This is a genomic window from Nocardia sp. CNY236, from assembly GCF_000482385.1.
Taxonomy (GTDB): Bacteria; Actinomycetota; Actinomycetes; order Mycobacteriales; family Mycobacteriaceae; genus Nocardia.
In genome coordinates this window covers 1-26,327 of sequence record NZ_AXVD01000033.1, presented here as the reverse complement: position 1 = coordinate 26,327, position 26,327 = coordinate 1, and the positions used below count along the sequence as shown (strand labels likewise).

At 67.6% G+C, this 26,327-nt stretch carries 9 protein-coding genes; 7 read left to right on the top strand and 2 right to left on the bottom strand.

The features are described 5' to 3' along the window. Positions 1–2: 2 nt before the first annotated feature. The 7 genes from K940_RS0117170 (at position 3) to K940_RS0117140 (ending at position 8,833) form a co-directional block, all read left to right on the top strand. On the top strand, positions 3–2,054 hold the full coding sequence (locus K940_RS0117170; RefSeq protein ID WP_028478560.1) for a biotin carboxylase N-terminal domain-containing protein: 2,052 nt from the start codon (positions 3–5) through the stop codon (positions 2,052–2,054). Continuing rightward, positions 2,051–3,211: an acyl-CoA dehydrogenase family protein gene (locus K940_RS0117165; RefSeq protein WP_028478559.1), complete on the top strand. Its 1,161-nt coding sequence runs from the start codon at positions 2,051–2,053 to the stop codon at positions 3,209–3,211. The genes K940_RS0117170 and K940_RS0117165 overlap by 4 nt, the downstream gene beginning before the upstream one ends. Continuing rightward, on the top strand, positions 3,208–3,696 hold the full coding sequence (locus K940_RS0117160; protein ID WP_028478558.1) for a MaoC family dehydratase: 489 nt from the start codon (positions 3,208–3,210) through the stop codon (positions 3,694–3,696). Before K940_RS0117165 ends, K940_RS0117160 begins: the two co-directional genes overlap by 4 nt. Then, positions 3,693–4,505, top strand: a complete 813-nt coding sequence (locus K940_RS0117155) for a CoA ester lyase (protein ID WP_028478557.1) — start codon at positions 3,693–3,695, stop codon at positions 4,503–4,505. The genes K940_RS0117160 and K940_RS0117155 overlap by 4 nt, the downstream gene beginning before the upstream one ends. A 30-nt stretch (positions 4,506–4,535) precedes the next feature. Next, complete coding sequence (locus K940_RS0117150) at positions 4,536–6,470, top strand: acetoacetate--CoA ligase (RefSeq protein WP_028478556.1); 1,935 nt, start codon at positions 4,536–4,538, stop codon at positions 6,468–6,470. Between the two features lie 43 nt (positions 6,471–6,513). Beyond that, positions 6,514–7,755: a TetR/AcrR family transcriptional regulator gene (locus tag K940_RS0117145; protein WP_028478555.1), complete on the top strand. Its 1,242-nt coding sequence runs from the start codon at positions 6,514–6,516 to the stop codon at positions 7,753–7,755. 205 nt (positions 7,756–7,960) lie between these two features. Beyond that, positions 7,961–8,833 (top strand): aldo/keto reductase, encoded by an 873-nt coding sequence (locus K940_RS0117140; RefSeq protein ID WP_028478554.1) that lies wholly within the window; start codon positions 7,961–7,963, stop codon positions 8,831–8,833. A gap of 94 nt (positions 8,834–8,927) precedes the next feature. Here K940_RS0117140 and K940_RS0117135 read toward each other — a convergent pair whose 3' ends face one another. Together K940_RS0117135 and K940_RS28770 are read right to left on the bottom strand one after the other, a co-directional pair. Beyond that, positions 8,928–9,146 (bottom strand): MbtH family protein, encoded by a 219-nt coding sequence (locus K940_RS0117135; protein WP_028478553.1) that lies wholly within the window; start codon positions 9,144–9,146, stop codon positions 8,928–8,930. 56 nt (positions 9,147–9,202) lie between these two features. Beyond that, complete coding sequence (locus tag K940_RS28770; protein ID WP_255342603.1) at positions 9,203–26,314, bottom strand: non-ribosomal peptide synthase/polyketide synthase; 17,112 nt, start codon at positions 26,312–26,314, stop codon at positions 9,203–9,205. Positions 26,315–26,327: the final 13 nt, after the last annotated feature.

Sequence of the window (26,327 nt, the reverse complement as noted above, 5' to 3'; positions counted from 1 at the left end):
GCATGCTCGACACCTCCATTCCCGTGGCGTTCGACACCGTGCTGGTGGCCAACCGTGGCGAGATCGCGGTGCGGGTGATCCGCACCTTGCGCACCATGGGGATCCGCTCGGTCGCGGTCTACAGCGACGCCGATGCCGACGCCCGACACGTCCACGAAGCCGATACCGCGGCGCGCCTGGGTCCCGCCCCTGCCAGAGACAGCTACCTCGCCATCGACGCGATCGTGGCCGCCGCACTGCGCACCGGAGCGCAGGCGGTGCATCCCGGCTACGGATTCCTGTCGGAGAATGCGGCGTTCGCCGCCGCGCTGGCCGAGGCGGGCATCGTCTTCCTCGGCCCGTCCGCCCGGGCGATCGAAGTGATGGGCGACAAGATCGCGGCGAAGAACACCGTCGCCTCCTTCGGCGTCCCGGTGGTACCCGGTATCGCCGCACCCGGCCTCACCGACGACGAGCTGATCGCGGCGGCCGCCGAGATCGGATATCCAGTACTGATCAAGCCCTCCGCCGGCGGCGGCGGTAAAGGTATGCGTCGGGTGGACGAGCCGGCGGGACTGCCGGACGCGCTGCGGGCCGCGCGGCGCGAAGCCGCCGCCGCGTTCGGCGACAGCACACTGTTCCTGGAACGCTTCGTCACCCGACCCAGGCATATCGAAGTGCAGATCCTCGCCGATCGGTTCGGCACGGTGTTGCATCTGGGTGAGCGCGAATGCAGCCTGCAACGCCGCCACCAGAAAGTCGTCGAAGAAGCCCCCTCGCCCTTGCTCGACGAGGCGACCCGAGCCAAGATCGGTGCCGCCGCCTGCGACACCGCGCGCAGTGTGGACTACACGGGCGCGGGCACTGTGGAGTTCATCGTCTCCGCGGACCAGCCCGAAGAGTTCTTCTTCATGGAGATGAACACCCGCCTGCAGGTGGAGCATCCGGTCACCGAACTGGTCACTGGAATCGACCTGGTGGAATGCCAGATTCGGGTCGCGGCCGGGCAGCAGATCGCGGCACGGCAGGACGATATCCGCATGGTCGGCCACGCCATCGAAGCCAGGGTGTATGCCGAAGACCCGGCGCGTGGGTTCGTGCCCACCGGTGGTCCGGTCCTCGACCTCGTCGAACCGGAAGGCTCAGGGGTGCGGGTCGATTCGGGGTTGCGGATCGGTGCGAACATCGGCGGAGACTACGACCCGATGCTGTCGAAGGTCATCGCGCACGCCGGTGATCGGTCCTCCGCGCTGGCGAAGCTGGACCGGGCGTTGGCCGATACCGTATTGCTGGGCGTGCCCAGCAATATCGCGTTCTTGCGCTTCCTGTTGGCCGACCCGGACGTGGCAGCCGGACGCCTGGACACCGCCCTGCTCGATCGGCGGGTGGCCGACTTTCGTCCGCCCGACATCGGCGACGACGAGTTCGTGGCCGCTGCAGCCTACCGCTGGCTGCGCCGCTGGCCGACGACGCCGGTCGATTCATGGGCGGTCCCGTCCGGGTGGCGGATCGGGGACGACGCATCGACTCCCGTGCGTCTGGCCGGCGGTGACCGGGTGGAGCACATCCACCTGTCCGGCACACCCGACGACGGTGCGGTACGGATCGGCGATGGCGACGCAACCACCCTCACCGCGACCTTCGCCGGAACCGCCGACATCGGCGTGCTCACCGTGACCACGGCCGGCCTGCGGCGCACCTACCGGATCGCCGAACACGACGACTTGCTGTGGATCGCCGGGGCGTCCGGAACCGTCGCGCTGCGCGAGGTCGCCGAGGTCAGCGCCCGCGGCGACGACGCCCACGTCGGTGACGCCGAGATTCGTAGTCCGATGCCGGGCTCGGTGATCGCGGCGCCGGTCGGCTCGGGTGACACCGTCGCCGCTGGCGATCCGGTGATCATCGTGGAGGCGATGAAGATGGAGCACTCGCTCGGTGCGCCGGTCGCCGGAACCGTCGAACTGCTGGTCGAGGCCGGCGCTCAGGTGCGCCTCGACCAGGTGCTCGCGCGCGTCGTCGCCGCGGATCGACAGAATCACGTCGCACCGACCGAACCCGGAGGAATTCCGACATGACCGACTTCCTGTCCACCGGCGCCCTGCCGCAGGAGTATCGCGACCTCGCGCTGACCGTGCGCGACTTCGCACAATCGGTGGTCGCACCGGTCGCCGCCACCCACGATGCGAATCACACCTTTCCCTACGACGTGGTCGGGGGAATGGCCGACATGGGGCTGTTCGGCCTGCCGTTCCCCGAAGAGTACGGCGGCATGGGCGGCGACTACTTCGCACTGTGCCTCGCACTGGAAGAACTGGGTAAAGTCGACCAGAGCGTGGCTATCACGCTGGAAGCAGGCGTGTCGTTGGGTGCGATGCCGATCTACCGGTTCGGCACCGACAAGCAGAAACAGGAATGGCTGCCGCAACTGACCAGCGGGCGCAATCTCGCCGCCTTCGGGCTCACCGAGCCAGGCGCCGGCAGCGACGCGGGCGGCACCAAGACCACCGCGATCGCCGAGGGCGGTGAGTGGATCATCAACGGCAGCAAGCAGTTCATCACCAATTCCGGCACCGATATCACCGTCCTGGTCACCGTGACCGCCGTGACCGGACAGACCGACGGTAAAAAGGAGATATCCACCATTCTCGTGCCGGCCGACACCGCCGGTTTCGTCGCCGAACCCGCATACAACAAGGTGGGCTGGAATGCCTCGGACACCCATCCGCTCAGCTTCACCGACGTCCGCGTGCCCGAAGAGAACCTGCTCGGCGAGCGTGGACGCGGCTACGCGAACTTCCTGCGCATTCTCGACGAGGGCCGGATCGCCATCGCCGCGCTCGCGGTCGGCGCTGCACAAGGGTGCGTGGACGAGAGCGTGCGCTACGCCGCCGAACGCGTGGCATTCGGCCAGCCGATCGGGCGCAACCAGGCCATCTCCTTCACCATCGCCAGGATGGAGGCTCGGGCGCACGCCGCCCGGACGGCCTACTACGACGCCGCGGCCCTGATGTTGGCGGGCAAACCGTTCAAGAAGCAGGCGTCCATCGCGAAACTGGTGGCCAGCGAGGCCGCCATGGACAACGCACGCGACGGGACGCAGATCTTCGGCGGCTACGGCTTCATGAACGACTACGCGGTCGCCCGGCACTACCGCGACAGCAAGATCCTGGAAATCGGCGAAGGCACCACCGAAGTGCAACTGATGCTGATCGGCCGGGAGCTGGGATTGTGACCCGACACACCGTCGTGCAGCGGGGACTGTGGTTCGAGGAATTCGACACCGACGTGGTCTACGAGCATCGGCCGGGCCGCACCATCACCGAAGCGGACAATGTGCTGTTCACCACCCTGACGATGAACACCCAGGCACTGCACTTGGACGCGGCGTTCAGCGAGCGACAGCCGCCGTTCAATCAGCGGCTGGTGAACTCCATGTTCACGTTGTCCACCCTGGTCGGACTGTCGGTAGCCCAACTGACGCAGGGCACCCTGGTGGCGAATCTCGGCTTTTCGGACATTGCGTTTCCGAAGCCGCTGTTCCACGGTGACACCATGTACGCCGAAACGGTGGTCACCGGTAAGCGGGAGTCGAACAGCCGCCCGCGTGAAGGCATCGTGACCCTCGCGCACACCGCACGCAACCAACACGGTGACATCGTCGCCACCGCGGTCCGCAGCACACTGGTCCGCAAGGCCCCGAACCAGGGCGCCCGATGACCTGGCAGATGGCGGGTCCGGCGTGGTTGTTCTGCCCGGCCGATCGCCCGGAGCGCTATGCCAAAGCAGCGGCGGCAGCCGATGTGGTGATCATCGACCTGGAAGACGGTGTCGCCGACGACGCCAAGGCGGCAGCGCGCACCGCGCTGGTGGACACACCACTGGATCCCGCGACCACGGTGGTGCGCGTCAACCCGGCAGGCACTACTGAGCACGCACTCGATCTCACAGCGCTGGCCGATACCGACTACCAGCGGATCATGCTGCCGAAATACGAGTCGGTCGAACAGATCACCGCGCTGGGCGACTGGGCGGTGATCGCGCTGATCGAATCGCCGTCGGGCGCGCTCGGGGTCGAACACGCGGTGCGCGAGCGCAACACGATCGGCGTCATGTGGGGCGCCGAAGACCTGGTCGCAGCATTGGGCGGTACCTCCAGCAGGCGTGCCGACGGCGCCTACCGGGACGTGGCCCGGCACGTGCGCTCCACGACGCTGCTCGCCGCGAAGGCGTATGGAAAGTTCGCGCTGGATTCGGTGTACTTGGACATTCGCGATCTGGACGGCTTGGCCGCCGAGGCCGACGATGCAGTCGCCGTCGGCTTCGACGCGAAGGTGGCGATCCATCCGAGCCAGGTGCCGGTGCTGCGAACGGCCTATACGCCATCGCACCAGCAGGCCGACTGGGCACGGCGACTGCTGGCGGAGGCGCCGAACCATCGCGGCGTCTTCACCTTCGAGGGCAGAATGGTGGACGGCCCCGTCTTCCGGCACGCCGAGCAGATCGTCCGGCGTGCCGAGCGCGCCTGAAGACCGAGTCCCGCAGCCACGAGGAGCGCGATGCGACCACAATGGGTACCCACCGAGCGAGACATCGCCGAGGCCAGAATCACCGACTTCGCCCGCTCCGTCACCGAGCGCACCGGTGAGCCGGTCGCGGACTATCATGCGTTGTGGCAGTGGTCGGTGACCGATCTCGCCGGGTTCTGGCGCGCAGTGTGGGACTACTTCGACCTCGGTCCCGTCGCCGGCGAGGTGTTGACCGGCACCGACATGCCCGGTGCACACTGGTTTCCCGGCACCCGACTCAACTACGTCGACCAGGTGATCCGCCACCTGCGGACCGACCGACCCGCAATTGTCGCGGTCGGCGAGGACGGTCCGATTCGCGAGCTGTCCTGGGCCGAATTGCTCCACCAGACCGCAGCCTTCGCCCGTACACTGCGCTCCCTGGGCGTGCGCCCCGGCGACCGCGTCGTGGGGTACCTGCCGAACGTCCCCGAGGCGGTCGTGGCTTTTCTGGCCAGCGCGAGTATCGGCGCGGTGTGGAGCGCCTGCGGGCAGGACTACTCGCCGAAGGCGGCGCTGGATCGATTCGGGCAACTCGCGCCCACGGTGCTGGTGACTGCGGACGGCTACCGATTCGGCGGCAAGACGTACGACAAGCGCGCCGACATCGAGCAGTTGCGTGCCGGTCTGGGTTCGTCGGCTGCCACGGTGGTGGTGCCGAGGCTCGGGCTCGAGCTGCCGGACACACTGTCATGGACAGATGCGATCGCCGATCCGACGGGGGCACCGGCACTGGCCACGGAGGCCGTCGAATTCGACCATCCGCTGTGGATCGTGTTCTCCTCCGGGACGACCGGGCTACCCAAGGGCATCGTGCACGGCCATGGCGGCGTCCTGCTCGAACACCTCAAAACCGTTGCGCTGCAGACCGATATCGGCCCCGAGGACACGTTCTTCTGGTACACCACCCCGAGTTGGATGATGTGGAATTTCCAGATTGCGGGACTTCTGGCCGGCGCGACGATCGTCTGCTACGACGGTAGTCCTGCCCATCCCAGCCCGGACACATTGTGGCGCATCGGCGCCGACGTGGGCGCCACGGTTCTGGGTACCAGCCCCGGCTATGTGCTGGCCTGCATCAAGGCAGGCTCCGTGCCACGCTCCGACCACGACCTGTCCGCACTCCGCACCGTCGGCATCACCGGGTCTGCGCTGCCCACGTCGTCGGCGCTGTGGTTGGGCACGAATATCGGCGAGCATGTGCAGATCAGCGCGATCAGCGGGGGCACCGACGTGGTGTCGGCGTTCGTCGGTGGCGTGCGGACCGTGCCGGTGTGGCCGGGCGAGCTGTCGGCGCCCTATCTCGGCGTCCACCTGGATGCCTACGACGACGGTGGACGACCGGTGCGCGGCGAGGTCGGCGAACTCGTCGTCACCGCTCCGATGCCATCCATGCCGGTCTCCTTCTGGAACGATGACGACGGAAAGCGCTATCACGCGGCCTATTTCGATATGTTCCCCGGCACCTGGCGACACGGTGACTGGATCACCATCACCGACCGGCGCAGCGTGGTCGTGCACGGACGCTCCGACGCCACACTCAATCGACATGGCGTTCGGATGGGCAGCGCGGACATCTACCAGTGCGTCGAACAGCTGCCGGAGATCACCGAGGCGCTGGTGATCGGCGCCGAGCAACCCGACGGCGGCTATTGGATGCCGCTGTTCGTGGTGCTGGCGCCCGGAGCAGAGTTCACCGATGAGCTGAAGACGCGGATCACCAGCGCTATCCGGGCCGAGGTGTCACCACGCCACGTGCCCGACGAGATCATCCACGCCCCTGGTATCCCGCATACCCGCACAGGTAAGAAGCTGGAGGTGCCGATCAAGAAGCTCTTCCAAGGCGCCGACCCGGGCAGCGTGGCCGAACCCACCGCGGTCGACGACCCGTCGCTACTGGACTGGTACCGCACGATCCGTCCCTGACGCGGAAATCCCGCCATACGACCAGCTCGTTACGATATTCGACATGAGTGTCGACAACCGCCCTACGGCGCGGAAGGTCAGCAACGGCGACTCGGCACCTCGGGAGATCCGACGCAGGCCGAAGAATCGCCGAGCACAGATCGCAGCCGCTTCGGCTGCTGCGTTCGGCGCCCTCGGCTACCACGGCGTGAGCATGGACGACATCGCCTCCGGCTTGGGGATCAGCTCCGCGGCGCTGTATCGCCACTACCCGAGCAAATACGCCCTGTTCCGAGAGGAATTGCTGCGGGTGGGCCGCGCGATGACCGAATCGGTCGAACTGTCCGAGGACTGGGCGGATCGACCGGCCGAACAGCAACTGCGCCAGGTGCTCGACGCACTGATCGCGGTCACGATCGACAACCGTCCGACAGCAACCCTGGTGCGGTGGGAGGGCAGGTACCTCGAATCCGAGGACCAGGCCACCCTCGAGCGCCAACAGGCAGCAGTCCTCGGCGCCCTGGGCAGTCGCGTGGCCACGCTGCGCCCGCAGACCTCCGACGACGACCTGCGAGTACTCCAGGCCGCATTGCTGAGCACGATCACCAGTATCGCCGACCACCACACCACAGTGCCGGCGAAATCACTTGCCCGCCTGTTGCATTCGGCATGTTGGTCGATCGTGTCCGCGGACCTGCCGGCGGAACACGCGGTCGAGAAGATCACGCCCGTGGTGATCCCGGACTCGTTCAAACACGAACTCCTGCTCCGCAAGGCAGTGGAACTGTTCCATGACCGCGGCTACCCGAATGTAAGTGTGGAGGACATCGCCACCGCCGCGGGCCTGTCGGCCGCGTCCGCGGTATATCGGTTCTATCGGGGCAAAAGCGACATTCTCGCCGCAGCGTTCCGCCGCGCTGCCGAACAAGTGTCCGCGGTGATCGGCCCCACCATCGCGGCAGCACGCGACTCCGAAGAGGCACTCACCGCGTTGATCGCCCAGTACGTCGCCGGATCGTTCGCCGAACGCGCCCTCAGCTTCGTGTACTACACGGAATTTCAGCACGTTCCGGCCGAGGAACGCACCGTGCTGCGCAATATCCAGCGCCTCGGCATCGAGGAGTGGGCCCGGCTCCTACGTGAGGTACGCCCCGAACTCACCTCGGCCGAGTCCCGCATCCTGGTGCACGCGGCCTTCGCGATCGTCGTCGATCTGGGCCGCGCATTCGGCGACAAGCCGCTGGCCGCGCCGGACCGAGTGCGGCTGTTGATGCAGCTGGCACTGTTCGGTCGTCCAGCGCAGTAGCATCCTCGTCGGCCATCCCGAGCCGCCCGGTACCGCGCGAACCCACGACCGATGCCACGAGACCACCCCTGAACCGGGACGCACGCACAGGTCGGGGAATCGACCCGACCGCGGCACTGTTGCGCCAAGAGTGGCTCGTCGCGCGCATCGGCCCACCGGTCACGCCAGCAGCCACGCACTGACCAACGCCGGAAGGAGCGATCTCATGAGCACAGATCTCGACGCCCAACCCGCGGCAGCTGCCGGCACCTTCGCCCTCGGGGGTGTCCTTCCCGTCCATCGGCTCGGGTTCGGCGCGATGCACCTGACCGGGCCCGGTATCTGGGGTCCGCCCAAGGACCCGGACGAGGCGGTCCGTGTGCTGCGCCGAGTTGTCGAGCTGGGCGTGAACTTCATCGACACCGCCGACTCCTACGGTCCGTTCGTCAGCGAACACATGATCCGCGCCGCGCTGCACCCCTATCCCGAACACCTGGTGATCGCTACCAAAGCTGGCATGACCAGGCCGGGACCCGGGATCTTTCGTCCGGTGGGCCGACCGGAATACCTGCGTCAGCAGGCCGAACTGAGCCTGCGCCACCTCGAAGTCGATCGCATCGACCTCTACCAACTGCACCGGATCGACCCCCGGGTTCCGCTGGTCGACCAGGTCGGCGAACTGGTTCTGCTACAGCAGGAAGGCAAGATCCGCCATATCGGCCTGTCCCAGGTGACCGTCGAGCAGCTGCGTCGAGCACGCGAGATCGCCACCATCGTCTCGGTGCAGAACCTCTACAACCTCGCCGATCGCAGCGACGAGGACGTACTGGACTACGCCGAACGGGAGAACATTGCGTTCATCCCGTGGTATCCCATTGCCACCGGGGAGCTCGCCGGTCCGGAAAGCCCCCTGGCAGCCATGTCCGCGCACCGTGGCGCCACGCCCGCCCAGCTGGCTTTGGCATGGCTGTTGCGCCGGTCACCGGTCATGCTGCCGATTCCCGGCACGTCCAGTGTCGCCCATGCGGAAGAGAACGTCGCCGCGGCACGAGTCACCCTGACCGACAGCGAGTTCGAGGAATTGGCCGCGCTCGCTTGATCAGCGCAGCCGTTCTCGACGCCTGGCGCCGACCTCCGGTGGGCGCCAGGCTGCGGCCGAGCCAGTTACCGGGCTTTCGCGCGCTACCCAGGAGTCAGTGCCCCGGACTGGAAATGACATCGATGAGCACGTGGGGACCCCGCTCCCGCCAGTGCATTTGCACATAGCGTAGGCAAGCTGCGCGGTCGGTGGCGCCGTAGGCGACGGTCCAGCCGCCGGGCACAGCGGCGAAGACCGGCCACAGCGAATGGTCGCCCTCCGCATTGACCAGGACATAGAACTGGACCTCGTCATTGTCGAATCGATTGTCCATTCGGTGCGCCTTCTTCCTCGTCGAAGTAGGGTGTTCCTCAATCCGGGCGGGGTGGCTCAGGTCCGGTCGGCATCGGCCAACACTGCGGTGAGCACGTGGCCGATTCGAGCCAGTGCGGCTTCCGACGTCATCCGCCAATGCGATGCTTGGACCGCATGGTTGTGCACCGTGCCGTCGACCGCGTCCGCCCAACTTGCGGCGCCCGCGGCGCCGGTCGGGTCGTCGAGCCCCGCGGTGAAGTACACCAGGTTGCCCTTGAACGGACGTGGCCGGTAGCGCCGGATCAAGGTCAGCGACGTGGCGCCCGCGGCGACCACTCGCTCCAGACGATCGACACCGAACGAGGCGAACGGCTCGGGCAGTTCGGCGATCCGGTGGGCCAGCTGCGCAAGCTCGAGTTCGGCGTCTGCGTCGGAGGCCGCGTCACCGAGCAACCCGCCCAGCAGATCCGCCACCGGCGCCGCGACCTGCTCGGTGGCCGCGATGTCGCGCCGGCTGTCCATCATGGCCAGCACCGCCACCCGCTGTCCGAGCTGCTGCAACTGCACCGCGACCGCATGGGCGAGCACACCACCCAACGACCAACCCAGCACGTGATACGGCCCCTCGGGTTGGACGGTGCGAATCTGCCGTACGTAGTCGCGCGCCCAATCCTCGATCGATTCGGGCAGCTGGGCCGCAGAGTTCAAAACCGGCGACTGGATGCCGTACACGTCCCGATCGGGGTCCAGATGAGCCGCCAGGCCCGCGAACGACCACGCGACTCCTCCGGCGGGATGAATACAGAACAGCGGCTCACGCGCACCGCCCGTCCGCAGCGGAAGCATCACGTCGAACGCGGCCTCGGCATGTACCCGGCCACGGCCGGCCCAGTGCTGCTCCAACCGAGTGATCAGGCGAGCTGGGGTCGGCGCGGTGAACAACCACAGCACCGGAATCTGTTCGCCGAGCGCCGCAGTTGCGGTCGTCGCCAACCGAGTTGCCAGCAGCGAGTTGCCACCGCGTTCGAAGAAGTTGTCGTCCAAGCCGATCCGTTCGACGTCGAGCACGTCGGCGAACACCGCACACACCTGATGTTCCAGATCGGTTTCGGGTGCACGGAAGGCGCCGGCGCCCAGATCGGGGCGCGGCAGGGCTGCCCGATCGACCTTGCCGTTGGGGGTGAGCGGCAACGACTCCAGGCGCCGTAGCACCGCTGGAACCATATAGCTCGGCAGGGTATCGGCCAGCGCGCCTCGCACGTCGGCTGGATCGAGCTGTTCGACCGCGGTGAAATAGCCTACGAGCACAGCATTCTCACCATGCTCGTCGTGTGCGACGACGATCGCCTCGCCGACCCCGGGCTGTGCGCGCAGCGCATGCTCGATCTCGGCGAGCTCGATGCGGTAGCCGCGCACCTTCACCTGGAAGTCGCGCCGTTCGACGTACTCGAGGTTGCCGTCGGCTCCCCAGCGCACCATGTCGCCGGTGCGGTACAGCCGCGTTCCCGGGACGCCGAACGGGTTCGCGACGAACCGTTCGGACGTGAGCCCGGTAGCCCCGTGGTATCCGCGAGCCAATTGCGCGCCACCCAGGTAGAGCTCGCCGGTCACCCCAGTGGGAACGGGATGCAGACGGTCGTCCAACACGTAGACCTGGTTGCCTGATTCCGGGGTGCCGATCGGTACCAGCGCATGCGGGGTCGCGCCGGTCGTCCGGAACCGAGTCACCGAGACGGCGGCCTCGGTCGGCCCGTAGAGATTGTCGATCCTCGCCGTGGTGAGCGCCTCGATTCGCTGGACCGTCGGGCTGGGCAGCGGCTCACCGATGACCAACAGCCTGCGCAGCGAAGGCGGCAAGCGACGGGATCCCGAAGCCTCGGCCACCATTGCGAGCAAGGATGGCACCGCGGTCAGTGTCGTCACCTGGGCGGCACGCACCACATCGAGCAGGCCCGCCGGATCGCGCTGGGCATCGTGCGGTGCGAGCACGATCCGGGCTCCGGCACGTGGCGCCCACCAGAATTCCCACAGCGAAAGGTCGAATGCGGCCGAGGTCATCAGTAGAACCGCGTCGTCGGCGCCGAGCGGGTATTCCGATTGCATCCAGTCCAACTGGTGTGCAATGGCGGCATGCGGGACCGCCACCCCCTTCGGTACCCCGGTCGAACCGGAGGTGAACACGACGTAGGCGGTATTCGCCGACGACAGCGGCGCGAGCCTTTCGTCGTCGCGCACCGGCCGATCGGCCGCCATGGCATCCACGGTCGAGATATCGAGCACCACACTGTTGTTCGACACGGTTGCCGCCGACATCGGCGCTCGCGCCGAGGTGAGCACCACCTGAGGGCTCGCGGCCGACAACACCCGTTCGGTGCGTCCGGCCGGGTGTGCCGGATCCAAAGGAACATAGGCGCCGCCGGCCGTCACCACCGCATACATTGCGACCAGCAGATCGACGCTGCGCGGCATGGCCAACGCCACCACTGTTTCCGGGCCGACTCCACGCCCGATGAGCACTCGTGCCAAATGGTTGACCCGCGCACCGAATTCGCGGTAGGTCACCGTCCGCGTGCCGGCGACCAGTGCGACCGCCTCCGGTGTTCGGGCGACCTGCGCTTCGAATGCCGACACCAGCGTCGCCGGGGTGAAGCTGCGCTCGGGCCGGTTCCACGCCACCAGCATGCGCTCGGTCTCCGCAGGATCCAACAGCGCGAGGTCCCCGACCGACCGTCGCGGGTCCGCGCAGACCGCGCGCAGCAACCGCTGTAGGCGATTGGCGAACCCGGCCACCGTGGACTCGTCGAACAGCGCCGTGGCGTAGGTGATCGACGCGGCCATGCCCGCCGCCGTGCCATCCGCGCGGTAACGGTCGGTGATCACCAGGTGCAGGTCGAACTGCGAGACCTCGGATTCGAAATCGGCCGCAGTGGCGGTCAGTCCTTCCAACGAGAAGTCCGCCTCGGTCTGGTTGTGGAAGGAGAAGCCGACCTGGAACAGCGGATGCCGTGCGGTGGAGCGTTCCGGATTGAGCACCTCGACCAAGCGCTCGAACGGCACATCGGCATGCGCGAAGGCCGCGACGTCGGTGGCGCGTACCCGCTCGAGCAGCTCGGCGAATCCGTCGCCGGCATCGACCCGGGTCCGCAACACCAAGGTGTTGACGAACATGCCGATCACGTCGTCGAGGGCTGCTTCACCACGACCAGCGATCGGGGTGCCGATAGCGATATCGTCCCCGCCGGACAATCGGGCCAGCAACACCGCGAACGCCGCGTGCATCACCATGAACACCGTCGCCCCCGATCCGCGGCCGAGGTCGATCAGCTGTGCGTGCACCGTGGGGTCGATTGCGAAATCGACATGCCCGCCGCGTGTGGAGACGATCGCCGGGCGTGGACGATCCGCCGGCAGGGTCAACTGGGCCGGCAGCTCGGCCAGAGTCTCACTCCAGAACCGGATCTGGCGCGACAGCAGCGAGTCGGGATCGTCCTCGGCGCCGAGCAGCTCACGCTGCCAGATGCTGAAGTCGGTGTACTGCACCGGCAGTGGCGACCACTCTGGCGCCGCGCCCCGCTTTCGGGCGGCGTAGGCGACCATGACGTCACGCGCCAAGGGAGCGAGTGACGAACCGTCCGCGGCGATGTGGTGCACCACCACCACGAGCACATGGTCGGTGCCCGCGTCGCCCGCTTCGCCGTCGACCGGTGCGAACAACCGGGCACGCACCGGGATGGCTTCGGTGACATCGAAACCGCCACCGACGAAATCCGCGACGGCCGCGGCGAGATCATCGGTGGACACCGCAATGGGCGCGAGCACCGGCGTGTTCGCGTCAGCGGGCAACACCAGTTGCACCGGTCCGGACTCGTGCTGGGGGTACACGGTGTGTAGCACTTCGTGGCGGGCAACGACATCGCCGATGGCGGCGTTGAGCGCGGCGATGTCCAACTCCCCGGTCAGCCGCACCGCGAGCGGGATGTTGTACGCGGTGGACTGCCGATCGAGCCGGTTGAGGAACCACATCCGCTGCTGTGCCAGCGAAAGCGGTGCCGGAGCGGCGCTCGAACGCCGGGCGAGCACCGGCCGGGAACGCTCACCCGAGAGGGTGGCGACTGCGCGAGCGAGCGCCGCGACCGACGGATGCTCGAACACCACCCGAACCCCGACGCCCACCCCCAGGCGAGCACCCAGCCGCGAAGCCAGCTGGGTCGCGGTCAGCGAGTTACCGCCCCGAGCGAAGAAGTCGTCGTCCAAACCCACGTCGCCCTCGAGACCGAGCACTTCGGCCACGGTCTGCGCCACCACCAGTTCGGTCTCGGTCTGCGGAGCCCGGAAGGGCGCGGCATGCAACTCGGGCTGCGGCAATGCCTTTCGATCCAGCTTGCCGACCGGCGTCAAGGGCAGCTCGTCGAGCACCAGCACACTGCTCGGGACCATATAGGGCGCCAGCGAGCGGGCGGCATGGGCCAGCAGCTCGGCGGTATCGATGGTGCGGCTGCCTGCCGCGACGACGTAGGCGACCAGAGAAACCGCTCCCGAAGCATCGGTGTGGCCCACGGTGACTGCGGTATCGACAGTCTCGTGTGCCGCGAGCACGGCATCGATCTCGCCGAGTTCGATGCGCAAGCCGCGCACCTTCACCTGGTGATCCGAGCGTCCGACATAGCTCATCGCACCGGATCGCAGCCACCGCACCAGATCACCGGTTCGATACAGCCGTCCACCGGCGGGTCCGTAGGGATCGGCGACGAAACGGGAGGACGACAAACCTGGTCGCGCATGGTATCCCCGGGCCAGGCCCGGACCCCGCAGATACAACTCACCGGTCACGCCGACCGGCACCGGCCGCAGTCGCGCATCGAGCACCACCGCCGACATGCCCTGAATCGGCGTGCCCAGATCCAATGGGTCACCCGGCCGCAATGCCGCACTGATGGTGGTGATCACAGTGGTCTCGGTCGGACCATAGGTGTTGTAGAACGATCGCTCGCCAGCCCACCGGCGCACCGTATCCGCGCCGTACGATTCACCGCCGACAGTGAGCTGACGCAGCTCACTCGCGTCCGTCGGATCGAGGGTCGACAACACCGCGGGGGTGACGAACGCATGGGTCACCCGCTGGTCACGCAGCAGTGCGGTCAGTTCGGCTCCGCCGTAGACCCCAGCAGGCGCAATCACCAGCGTCGCGCCCGCGGGCAAGGCCATCAACAGCTCCAGCATGGACGCGTCGAAGCTGGGTGAGGACACGTGCAGGACGCGGGCGTCGGCGGTGACCTGGTACCGATCTCGTTGGGCACGAGCCACTCCCGCGAGACCACCGTGCGTGGCCACGACTCCCTTGGGAATTCCGGTCGAGCCGGAGGTGTAGATCATCCATGCGGGGTTGTCCACCCGCACGGGCCGACACAGCTCGTCGGCGCCGAGTGGGCGCGCGCTGGTGCGACTCGTGTCGGCGGCGGTCTCAGGGGCATCGAGCACCAGCCAGTCGAGGTCACCGGGCAGCGCAGCGCGCTGCGCCGCGATCGTCAAGCCCAGCGCGGCACCGGAATCCGAGAGCATGTGGCGAATACGGTCCGCCGGGTAGGTCGGATCGACGGGGACGAATATCGCGCCCGTCTTGGCCACCGCCCACAACGCCAGCATGGATTCGATCGAGCGCGGCACCGCCACCGCCACCACGTCCTCGGCTCCGAGACCGCGTCCGACGAGTACTCGGGCCAACCGAGACGACTGCTCGTCCAGCACCCGGTAACTCATCTGCCGCTCCCCCTCGACGAGCGCGACCGCATCGGGGTCGAACGCGACCGCGGCGGCCATCAGCTGCGCCAACGTGCGTGCCGGCGCCGGCGCACCACCACGACGGCCGAGCAACTCGGCGCGTTCGGCGGGCGCCAGCAGGTCGGCCGCCCCGATCGGGAGGTCGGGTTCCGTTGTGAGCGCGCCGAGCAGTCTGCCGAAACGGCGCAGCATCGCTGTCGCAGTGCCGTCGTCGAACAAGTCTGTGGCGTAGTCGAGTTCGACGGCCAGATGACCTTCTGCGTCCGGCTCGGCAGCCACGGTGAACTGCAGGTCGAACCGAGCGACCGGCTCGTCGAACGCGACCGCGCCGAGCGTGAGGCCGGGCACCGCGAACAGATCCGCATCGGCGGCCGGGTAGTTCAACGCCACCGTGAACAGTGGATGTCTCGCTTGCGAGCGCTCGACGTCGAGTTCGTCCACCACATGGTCGAACGGCACCTCGGCATGGCCGAATGCGGCGAGGTCGACCTCCTTGGTCTGCTCCAACAAATCGATGAAGGAACCATCCTGATTCGGCCGCGTACGCAGCACCACGGTGTTGACGAACATGCCGACCAGATCGTCCAATGCCGCCACGCCACGGCCGGCCACCGGGGTACCGATCGGGATGTCGTCGGAGCCGGTCAGGCGAGCCAGCAGCACCGCGAGCGTCGCGTGCACCACCATGAACGGTGTCGCATCCGATCGCGCTGCGAGATCGCGCACCCGGGAGGCGATGTCGCCGCCAATTCTGGCTCGCACGCTCGCGCCGCGCTTGCTCGCCACCGCGGGACGCGGACGATCGGTGGGTAACTCGAGTTCGCCGGGCAATGCACGCAGCGTCTCGGTCCAATAGGCCAGATCGCGGGCCTGCGCGGACTCGCGTTCGGCTGTGCGCCACAGCGCATAGTCCGCGTAGTGCACCGAGAGGTCGGGCCACAGCGGCTGCGAGCCATCGACGCGGGCGAGATACGCCGCCACCAAGTCGCGCAACAGCGGTCCCATGGAGTAGCCGTCCGCCGCGATATGGTGCACGACGGCAACCACCACGTGACTGGTGTCGTGCTCGCGCAACAGCACCGCACGCACCGGTACACCGGCAGTGACGTCGAATCCGGCGCCGAGGAATTCGCCGATCCGCTCCGCCGTTGCGCGACCGTCGAGTGATTCGAGCGCCAAGCGCACCCCCGCGGCCTCCGGCGACAGGATCACCTGGTGGCCGACTCCCGCCGGGTCGATCGGATACATCGTGCGCAGTGTCTCGTGCCGTGCCACGACATCGTCGAATGCCGAGCACAACGCCGCAACGTCCAGTTCGCCCTCGATACGCAGTGCGACCGGGATGTTGTGCGCAGGCGAGACCGGGTCGAGCCGGTTCAGGAACCACATGCCACGCTGCACCGGCGCCAGCGGGATTCGCGCCGGCCGCGGCCCCGCGACCAGCGGCGCCAACTGCTCGTGGGTGTCCTGCACGGTCACCAGTGCAGCCAGGGCGTGCACTGTGGGCGCCTCGAACAGCAGCCGGACCGGGACCCGGCGCCCGAGTCGCTCGCCGAGCCGGGCCAACACGCGGGTGGCGCTGAGCGAGTTGCCGCCGAGAGCGAAGAAGTGATCGTCGACGCCGATCGGTCCGGCACCGAGGACCGATTCGAAGACCTCGGCCACCAACCGCTGGGCCGGCGTCGCCGGGGCGCGATAGGTGACCCGGTCGAACACCGGGTCCGGCAAGGCCTTTCGGTCCAGCTTTCCGGAGGCGTTGAGCGGGAACTCGTCCATGGTCACCAGCGCCGAGGGGATCATGTACGACGGGAGCGTGGCCGCAACGGCGCGGAGAACCTCGGCATCCGACAGCACGGCACCCGGTTGGGCGACCAGGTAGCCGACCAGCTGGTCGTCGCCGGCCGGGGTGGTGACCACTTGTGCCGCCGCTTGGGCGATCGCGGGAACGGCGGCGAGCGCCGCTTCGATCTCACCGAGTTCCACACGCTGGCCCCGGAACTTCAGCTGGAAGTCGGTGCGGCCCAGGTACACCAGCTCAGCGGAGTCCCCACCGTCCCAGCGCACCAGGTCACCGGTGCGGTACATCCGCTCACCCGGCGCACCGAACGGGTTGGCCACGAAACGATCCGCGCTCAGGTCGGGCCGGCCGTGGTAGCCGCGCGCCAACTGCACGCCGGCCAGATAGAGCTCACCGGCCACTCCTGGCAGTGTCGGGCGCAATCGGGAATCCAACACATACACCCGGCTGTTCCACTCCGGAGTGCCGATCGGCATCACGGTGCGGTCGATTTCGCCGGTGACGTCGCGGTAGGTGATACTCACCGCCGCCTCTGTGGGGCCGTACAGATTGTGCAGCCGGGCGGCGCTCACCGCGCCGAAGGTGCGAACGGCTTCGGCGGGCAATGCCTCGCCGATCACGAACAGCATACGCAACGAGTCCAGGTCGCTACGCTGGCGTGTCGTTTCGACATGCCCGGCGAAGACACTCAGCATGGAGGGCACGAAATCGGTGACCGTGACCTGCTTTTCGGCAATCGTGTGGGCGAGGTAGCCGGGGTCGCGGTGGCCGTCCGGAGCAGCCAACACGACGGTGGCGCCGACGCGCAGCGGAAGGAAGTACCCCCACAGCGACACGTCGAAGGTGGTCGCGGTCTTGTGGAGGTAGACGTCTTCGGCGTCGAGTCGATAGTGCGACTGCATCCAGGTCATCTGGTTGACGATCGCGGCGTGCGACACGCTGACGCCCTTGGGTCTTCCGGTGGATCCGCTGGTGAAGACGACGTAGGCCGGATGAAGCGGGTGTATCGGCGCGGTGCGTTCCTCGGCGGCGATCGCATCGTCGGGGTAGTCCTGTAGCGCGACCCGGTCGACCAGGACCGTCGGCATGGTCTCGCCGGTGTCGATCCGGTCGCCGGTCGTGGTGAGCACGACGACCGGCCGCGCCGAGTCCAGGATGTGGGCGTTGCGCTGCGTCGGATGGTCCGGGTCGATCGGAACGTAGGCGCCGCCCGCCTTGAGCACGGCATACATCCCGACGACCAGGTCGAGCGATCGTCGAATCACCAGCGCCACGCGCGATTCCGGTCCCACACCCGTGGCGATCAGGTGACGAGCCAACTGGTTGGAACGCCGGTCCAAGTCGCCATAGCTCATGGTGATCTCGTCCGCCGTTGCCGTCGTGGTGGTGTCGGGCACGAACACCAGCGCCGGATCGTCGGGCGTGGCGGCAGCTTGGGCCTCGAACTCATCGAGCAACATCTCGGCGCCGAACGCCGTGTGCGCGGAATCGTTCCACTCGGTGACCACACGGTGCCACTCGCCGTCATCGAACAGATCGATGTCCCCGACCACCTGGTCGGAGTCGTCGATCACCGCGGCGAGCACGCGAGCGAAGCGCCTGCCGAACGTTTCCGCGGTGGCGGCATCGAACATGTCGGTCGCATAGGTGAGCCGCAGCGTGCCGTCACCGATGGTCAGCTGCAGGTCGAATGGGCTGGTCTCGTAGTCGAATTCGTACTCCGACACCGCAACACCCGCCATGTCCGCGGTGATCGGCTCCAGGTTCTGATAGAACAGCGCGATCTGGAACAACGGATGTCGCGCTTGGGAGCGCGGCGGGTCGAGCGCCTCGACCAATCGCTCGAACGGAATGTCGGCGTGCGCGAAAGCATCCAGGTCTGCCTCGCGTACCCGGCCCAGCACCGCGGCGAAGGTATCGGAGCCCCGCACCTCGGCGCGCAACACCAGGGTGTTGACGAACATCCCCACCAGGTCGTCCAGTGCTGCGTCGCCCCGACCAGCAATCGGTGCGCCGACGACGATGTCGGTCGTCCCGGACAGCCGAGCGAGCACGGTGGCCAGCGCGGCATGCACCACCATGAACTCGCTGGCCTCATGACGCGCAGCAACAGCCGCGATCCCGGCGCGCAGGTCCTCCGACAGCGTCGTCGTGATACTGGCCGCCGCGTGCGAGGCGACGGCCGGGCGTGGCCGGTCGGCCGGCAGATCCACGTGCGCGGGCAGACCTCGCAGCGTCCGCCGCCAGTAGCGCAGTTGGTGGGCCGCCACCGATTCCGGATCGTCCTCGGCGCCGAGCACTTCTCGTTGCCAGAGCGCATAGTCGGCGTACTGCACGTCGAGCTCGGTCCACATCGGTGCGACGCCCGCCGCGCGCGCCGAGTATGCCGCGGCGACGTCGCGGGCGAGCGGGCCCATCGAGAACCCGTCGGCCGCGATGTGATGCACCACCAGAGCGAGAATCCGATCCTGATCGGACACGGTCACCAGTCCGATGCGCAACGGTAGGTCGTCGGTGAGGTCGAACGGGGCCGATACGAATGCGCCGAGTGCGTCCACGGTGTCCAAGCGCTGAATCCGCGGCGTCGGACCTGGATCGAGAATGTGCTGGTAACCGACACCGTCGAGGTCGGGATATACGGTCCGCAGCGTTTCGTGCCTGCCGGTCACGTCGGCGAGGGCGACGGCCAGGGTGTCCTGGTCGAGAGCTCCCGTCAGGCGGACCACCACGGCGATGTTGTACACCGTTTCGGACGGATCGAAGCGATTGAGGAACCACAAGCGTTGTTGCGCGGGCGAGAGCGGCACTCGCTCGGGACGCGGTCGCGCGGCCAGCGCGGGCTTGCCACCGGTGCCGACCAGCTGTTCGACCAGCGCGGCCAGCGCAGCGACGGTCGGCGCCTCGAACAGCAGGCGTACCGGGATCTGGGCATCCAACTCGGCCCCGAGCCGAGCCACGGTCCGGGTCGCGAGCAGCGAATTGCCGCCCAGAGCGAAGAAGTCGTCGTTGCCACCGACGCGTTCGACGCCGAGCAGGTGCGCGACGATCCGCGCAACGGTCGCCTCCACGCGGGTTTGCGGGGCACGGTATTCGGCGGTGGCGAACACCGGTGCGGGCAGCGCCCTACGGTCCAGCTTGCCCGAGGCGTTGACCGGGAAGGCGTCCAACTCCACGAACGACGCGGGCACCATATAGGCGGGCAGGGCGGCGCCCACCGCCGTGCGCACACTGTCGAGATCGATCGTGTGCCGGGGTCGAGCGACGACGTACGCGACGAGTTGGTCACCCCGACGGTCGTCGGCATGCACCGATACCACGGCCTGCGCGATCGAATCCAATGCCGTCAATGCCGACTCGATTTCGCCCGGCTCGATGCGCAGGCCGCGCACCTTCACCTGGAAGTCAGTGCGGCCCAGATACTCCAGCTCGCCATCGGGCCGCCACGCCACGAGGTCCCCGGTCCGATACATCCGCGTCCCGGCAGGTCCGAACGGATCGGCCACGAACCGGTCCGCGGTCAGCTCCGGCCGCGCTACATATCCTCGAGCCACCTGCACGCCCGCCAGGTACAGCTCACCGGGCACACCGACCGGCACCGGCCGCATCCGTGCGTCCAGCACCAGTACTCGCGTGTTGGCCACCGGCCGGCCGATCGGCACGGTGACCAGGTCCGCATCGGTCACCTCGTGCGCAGTGACATCGACCGCGGCCTCGGTGGGACCGTACAGATTGTGCACCCCCGCGCCGAGCACCTCTCGCGCACGCTGCGCGGCCACCGCAGGCAATGCCTCACCCGAGGAGAACACCCGGCGCAGCGACGTGCACTGCGCGGCGCTCGGTTCGGTCAGGAACACGCCGAGCATCGCAGGCACGAAGTGCACTGTCGTCACGCATTGCTCGGCGATCACCTGCGCCACATACGCGGGGTCCCGATGCCCTTCCGGGCGCGCCACGACTACACGGGCACCGAAAGCCAATGGCCAGAACACTTCCCACACCGATACATCGAACGTGACCGGCGTCTTCTGCAACACCACATCCTGCGCGGACAACGGGTGGTCCGCTTGCATCCAGGCCAGCCGATTCACGATCGCCGCGTGCGAGACCGCAACCCCCTTGGGGCGGCCGGTCGAGCCCGAAGTGAAGATCACGTATGCAGTGTGGTCGGCTCGCGGCCAGCCGAGCCGGTCACGCGTGGTCAAGGGATCGGTGGAGTAGCCGGTCAGATCGAGCCGATCGAGCCGAACCTGGCGCGCGGTGTCCACCTCCAGATCGACACCCGAGGTGAGCACGCATACCGGCCGGGCCGTGGTCAGCACATAGTCCAGCCGATCGGCCGGGTGATCGGGATCGAGCGGGACATACGCGCCGCCAGCGAGAGTCACCGCGTAGATGCCGACCATCAGGTCCAGCGAACGACGCATGCCGACGGCGACCGGGGTGTCGGGACCGACACCCTGGTCGACCAGCCAGCGCGCCAATCGACGCGCCCGGCCAGCGAACTCGAGGTAGGACAGGCTGTGGCCCTCGACCGTGACTGCCGGCGCGTGCGGCGTGCTGGCCACCTGGGCTTCGAACAGCGATTGCAGGGTCGCAGCCGGGTCCAACGGCACCGCGGTGTCGTTCCACCGGTCGAGCACCAACGCACGCTCGGACGCATCCAACAGCTCGATATCGCCGACCCGTACGGTTGGGTCGGCGACCACCGCTTGCAGCACACGAACGAAGCGCGCTGCGAACACCTCGATGGTGTCACGGTCGAACAGATCCGTCGCGTACCGAACCACTCCGCCCAGTGTGGTGGCCTCACCTCTCGCGCCGTGTTCGGCGATTTCCATGGCCAGATCGAACTGCGCGACCTGGTTGTCCAACGGGTATGCCGAGACCGTGAGATCGGGCAGGCGCAATACCGTGTCGTCGCGGTGGCCGAAGGTCAGCAGAGTCTGCACAATGGGCGAATGTGCCTGTGATCGGACCGGATTCAGTTCTTCGACCAGTCGCTCGAAGGGCAGCTCCGCGTGCGCGAAGGCGCTCGTGTCGACCGCACGCACCCGGCCGAGCAACGCAGCGAACGACGTGTCCGCCGCGACCGGTGTGCGTAGTACCAGTGTGTTGACGAACATGCCGACCATCTCGTCCAACGCTTCTTCGCCGCGCCCGGTCACCGGGGTCCCGACGGCGATGTCGTCCACGCCGGCCAGCCGAGCCAGCAAGGTCGTGAACGCGGCATGTAGCACCATGAACGTCGATACCCCGTGCCCGCGGGCGAGGTCGGTGAGCGAGCCGGTCAGATCCGTCGGGATCGCGAACTCGACGGTCGCGCCTCGCCCAGTGGCCACTGGCGGGCGCGGGCGGTCGGCGGGCAACTCCAGGACCGGCGCGAGTCCGGCGAGCTCGGCTCGCCAATAGTCGAGCTGACCCGAGAGCACGGAATCCGGATCGGTTGCCGAACCGAGCACCTCGTGCTGCCACAGGGTGAAGTCCGGGTACTGGACCGCCAGCGGTTGCCACTGCGGCGACTGTCCCACCGCGCGAGCGGTGTAGGCCGTCATCAGGTCGCGCGCCAAGGGAGCAATGGAGCCACCGTCGGCGGCGATGTGGTGTACCACCACCGTGAGCACGTGATCTCCGGGTGTAACGCGGAATAGAATTACCCGCAATGGAATTCGGCGCGCCAGGTCGAAGCTGTCGGCGGCCGCGGCCAGTACCGCTGCGCGCAGCCCGGACTCCGACACCTCGATCGCCGGCAATTCCAGTTCGGGCAGGTCCGTGCCAGAGAGCACCACCTGGGCAGGTCCCTGCTCGTCGGCCGGGAACACGGTGCGCAGCGCTTCGTGCCGATCGATCACATCACCCAAGGCAGCCTGCAGGGCGTGGCGGTCGAGTGCGCCGGTGAGTCGCATGGTGATCGGCAGGTTGTAGACACTCGAGTCGGGGTCGAGCCGGTGCAGCAGCCACATTCGGTTCTGCGCCATCGACAATGGAATGCGCGCCGGCCGCGCCTGCGATGTCAGCGCCAGCCGCGTGGTGGTCTCCGGCCGCATGGCTCGTGTGAGCACCTGCGCCAACTCGGCGACAGTCGGCGCCTCGAACACTTCGCGAACGGTGAGGGCACAGCCCAGTGCCGTGTTCGCGCGAGCGACCAATCGCATGGCCAGCAGTGAATTTCCACCGCGGGCGAAGAAGTCGTCGTCCGCGCCGATCCGGTCCGCGCCGACCAAGTCGGCGATCAACGCGGCCAGCACCGCCTCCGCCCCTTCCCGCGGGGCGCGAAATGCTGTGGCGGTGCCGGTGAATTCGACCGCCGGCAGCGCCGACCGATTCAACTTACCGACCGTGGTCAATGGCATCTCGTCCAGCACGACCAGCTGAGAGGGCACCATATACGCCGGCAGCTGCGCGCGGACCTCGGTGAGTACCGCTTCCGCAGTGCAACCGGCGCCGCTGACGTAGCCGACCAGGTGTTCGTAACCCGCGGTATCGGCGGCGACGACCACCGCGGCGTTCGTCACCCCGGCCGCGGCGGCAAGAACGGCCTCGATCTCACCAAGTTCGATGCGCTGACCACGCAGTTTGATCTGGAAGTCATTACGGCCCAGGTATACCAGGTCACCATCGCGGTTCCAGCGCACGATATCGCCGGTGCGGTACATCACCTGTCCCGACGGGCCGAAGGGATCGGCAACGAACCGCTCGGCAGTCAGCCCTGGGCGCGCGTGATAACCGCGGGCCAGCTGATCTCCGGCCAGATACAGCTCACCGGAGACTCCGGTCGGGACCGGACGCAGTCGGCCATCCAGCACGTAGGCCCGGGTGTTCCAGCATGGACGACCGATCGCCACCTCACGACCGGATTCCGCATCGGCATCGGTGAATTCGTGATAGATCGCCGAAATCGCAGCCTCGGTGGGACCGTAGGCATTGTGCACGGCGCCGTCGAAGCTGCCGTGGAGCGCCTCGAGCAGATCCGGGGTGAGCGCCTCACCGCCACAGTGCAAGTGACGGAACGAGCGCAGCGCGTCTCCCATGCCCTCACCGATCAGGGCGGCCAACACCGACGGTACGTATTCGGCGATGGTGATCCGGTGCGTGCGCAACAGATCGGCGAAATATGCCAGGTCCAGGTGGCCGGCCGGGCGGGCGATCACCACCGGCGCTCCCACCGCGATCGGCAGGAAGCATTCCCAGACCGAGACGTCGAATGTCAGCGGTGCTCGCTGCAGAATCCGGTCGGACGCGGTGACCTCGTAGCGGAATTCCAGCCAGCGCAGCTGGTTCATGATCGCACGATGGGCTACGGCGACGCCCTTGGGTCGACCGGTGGAGCCGGAGGTGAACAGCACATAGGCCGTATTGTCCGGGCGCAACGGCGCGATTCGTTCGTCGTCGGACACCGGCCCGTCGTCGAGGCCCTCGAGTTCGAGTTCGTCCAGGTCGAGCACGCCCACGCCGTCGAGTTCGGACAGCACCGCCCCACCTGCGGTCAATACCAGCCGTGGCGCGGCAGTTTCGACCACCTGCATCAGGCGGTCGGCAGGATGTGCGGGGTCGATCGGCAGGTAGGCCCCGCCCGCACGAACGATGGCATACATCGCCACGAGCATGTCGACCGAACGCAACGCGGCCAAACCCACGATGGTCTCCGGCCCCACGCCTTCGGCGATCAGCCGCCGCGCCAGTCGGTTGACCCGGGAGGCGAACTGTGCATACGTCAGCTCGGCGCCCTCGTAGTGCACGCCGACATCGTCGGGCGTGGCCGCAACGCGCGCGGTCAGCACATCGTCCAACGTCTGTGCCGGCACGGGGTGCGCGGTCGCGTTGCGCTCCGACAACAACAGTCTGCGTTCGGTCGCCGACATCAACTCGATGTCACCGACCAGCGTGCGAGTATCGTTCAGCATGGCCTGCAGCACCCGCTGGTAGACGGCCAGGAACTCCACAACGGTCGGTTCGTCGAACAGGTCCTGGGCATAGTGCAGGTGCACATCGATGCCGTCCGGCGCCCCGTCGGCGGTATGGCGCTCGGTGAGTGTCCAGTCGAGATCCAGCTGAATCGGCGCCGCACCGACCTCGACCGCGGCAATAGCCAACTGCTGCAACTGCAACTGTGGCGCGGCATGATTCTGTACCGTCAGCGCAACCTGATACAGCGGTGCGTGCGCCTGCGAACGGACCGGATTCAAGGTCTCGACCAACTGCTCGAACGGCACAGCCGAATGGTCATAGGCGGTGAGGTCGGAGGTTCGCACGGCAGCGAGCAGTTGCGCGATGCTCGCGTCCGGCGCGACCTCGGCGCGCAGCACGAGCGTGTTGACGAACATGCCGACCAAATCGTCCAGGGCTTGCTCACCCCGCCCCGCGACCGGGGTGCCGATCACGATGTCGGTGCCTGCACCGTAGCGACCGAGCACGATGGCCAAGGCGGTGTGCAGCACCATGAACGGCGTCACCCGATGCGCGGCAGCGAGCTCCTGAATACCTTCGTGCAGGGCGACATCCAGACGACCGGTCATGGCGCCGCCCCGATTCGTCGCGACCGCAGGCCGGGGCCGATCCGACGGTAGGGTCACCACCTCGGGTAGTCCGGCCAACCGATCGGTCCAATAGCTCAGCTGGCGCGAGATCGCCGAATCCGGGTCGGCGGCGGAGCCGAGAGCACCGCGTTGCCAGATGGCGAAGTCCGCGTACTGGACGCGCAACGGCTGCCACGTTGGTGTTTCGTTCGCGCAACGCGCCACGTAGGCGTGTGCGAGATCTCGGGTCAGCGGCGCGAACGACCACCCGTCGGCGGCAATGTGATGCACGACGAAGACCAGGATGTGCACCTGTCCCCCATCAGGGGACACGTCGTCGCGAACGCGCAACAACTCCACACGCAACGGCACGTGCGTGGTGACGTCGAAACCGGTCCGCGCCGCGCGTGCGACGCGGTCGGCCACCTCGGCGGCAAGGACCGACCGCACCTCCAGCTCGACCGGCTCGGTCTCGACGGGAAGTACCACTTGGGATGCGACGCCATCGTATTCGGGATAGATCGTGCGCAAAGTCTCGTGCCGTGCGAACACGTCTGCGATGGCCGCCGCGAGAGCGGCTACCTCGAGCGCTCCGCTCAGGCGCAACGCGAACGGGATGTTGTATCCACCGCTCGCGGTGTCGAACCGATTGAGGAACCACATGCGCTGTTGTGCGATGGACACCGGGACCGGCTCGCTACGCTCCTGCACCGCAAGCGACGGCATCCGGGCCGACGAAGCCTCGCTCGGCCGATCGACGCTGATCCGCCGAGCCAACGAGCGCACGGTAGACGCGTCGAATATCGTGCGCACGGCGACCTCGACGCCGGTCGCCGTACTCAACCGGGCAGCGAGCTGGGTGGCACTGAGCGAGTTGCCGCCCAAGGCGAAGAAGTCGTCGTCCGCTCCGACGCCGGTCACACCGAGCAGCGCCGTGAAGGTTTCCGCGACAAGTATTTCCGCCGCGCCCCTCGGAGAGCGGGATGGTGTGATCTGTGGTGCGGGTGCGGGGAGGGCGGTGCGGTCGAGTTTGCCGGAGGCGTTGAGGGGCAAGCGGTCGAGGACGACGAAGGTGGTGGGCAGCATGTAGGCCGGCAGGGTGCGGGCCAGG

Excerpts from the sequence above, each read along its gene's own strand:
- K940_RS0117170 (WP_028478560.1), top strand. The coding sequence starts at position 3 with ATGCTCGACACCTCCATTCCCGTGGCGTTCGACACCGTGCTGGTGGCC.
- K940_RS0117165 (WP_028478559.1), top strand. The coding sequence starts at position 2,051 with ATGACCGACTTCCTGTCCACCGGCGCCCTGCCGCAGGAGTATCGCGAC.
- K940_RS0117155 (WP_028478557.1), top strand. The coding sequence starts at position 3,693 with ATGACCTGGCAGATGGCGGGTCCGGCGTGGTTGTTCTGCCCGGCCGAT.
- K940_RS0117150 (WP_028478556.1), top strand. The coding sequence starts at position 4,536 with ATGCGACCACAATGGGTACCCACCGAGCGAGACATCGCCGAGGCCAGA.
- K940_RS0117145 (WP_028478555.1), top strand. The coding sequence starts at position 6,514 with ATGAGTGTCGACAACCGCCCTACGGCGCGGAAGGTCAGCAACGGCGAC.
- K940_RS0117140 (WP_028478554.1), top strand. The coding sequence starts at position 7,961 with ATGAGCACAGATCTCGACGCCCAACCCGCGGCAGCTGCCGGCACCTTC.
- K940_RS0117135 (WP_028478553.1), bottom strand. The coding sequence starts at position 9,146 with ATGGACAATCGATTCGACAATGACGAGGTCCAGTTCTATGTCCTGGTC.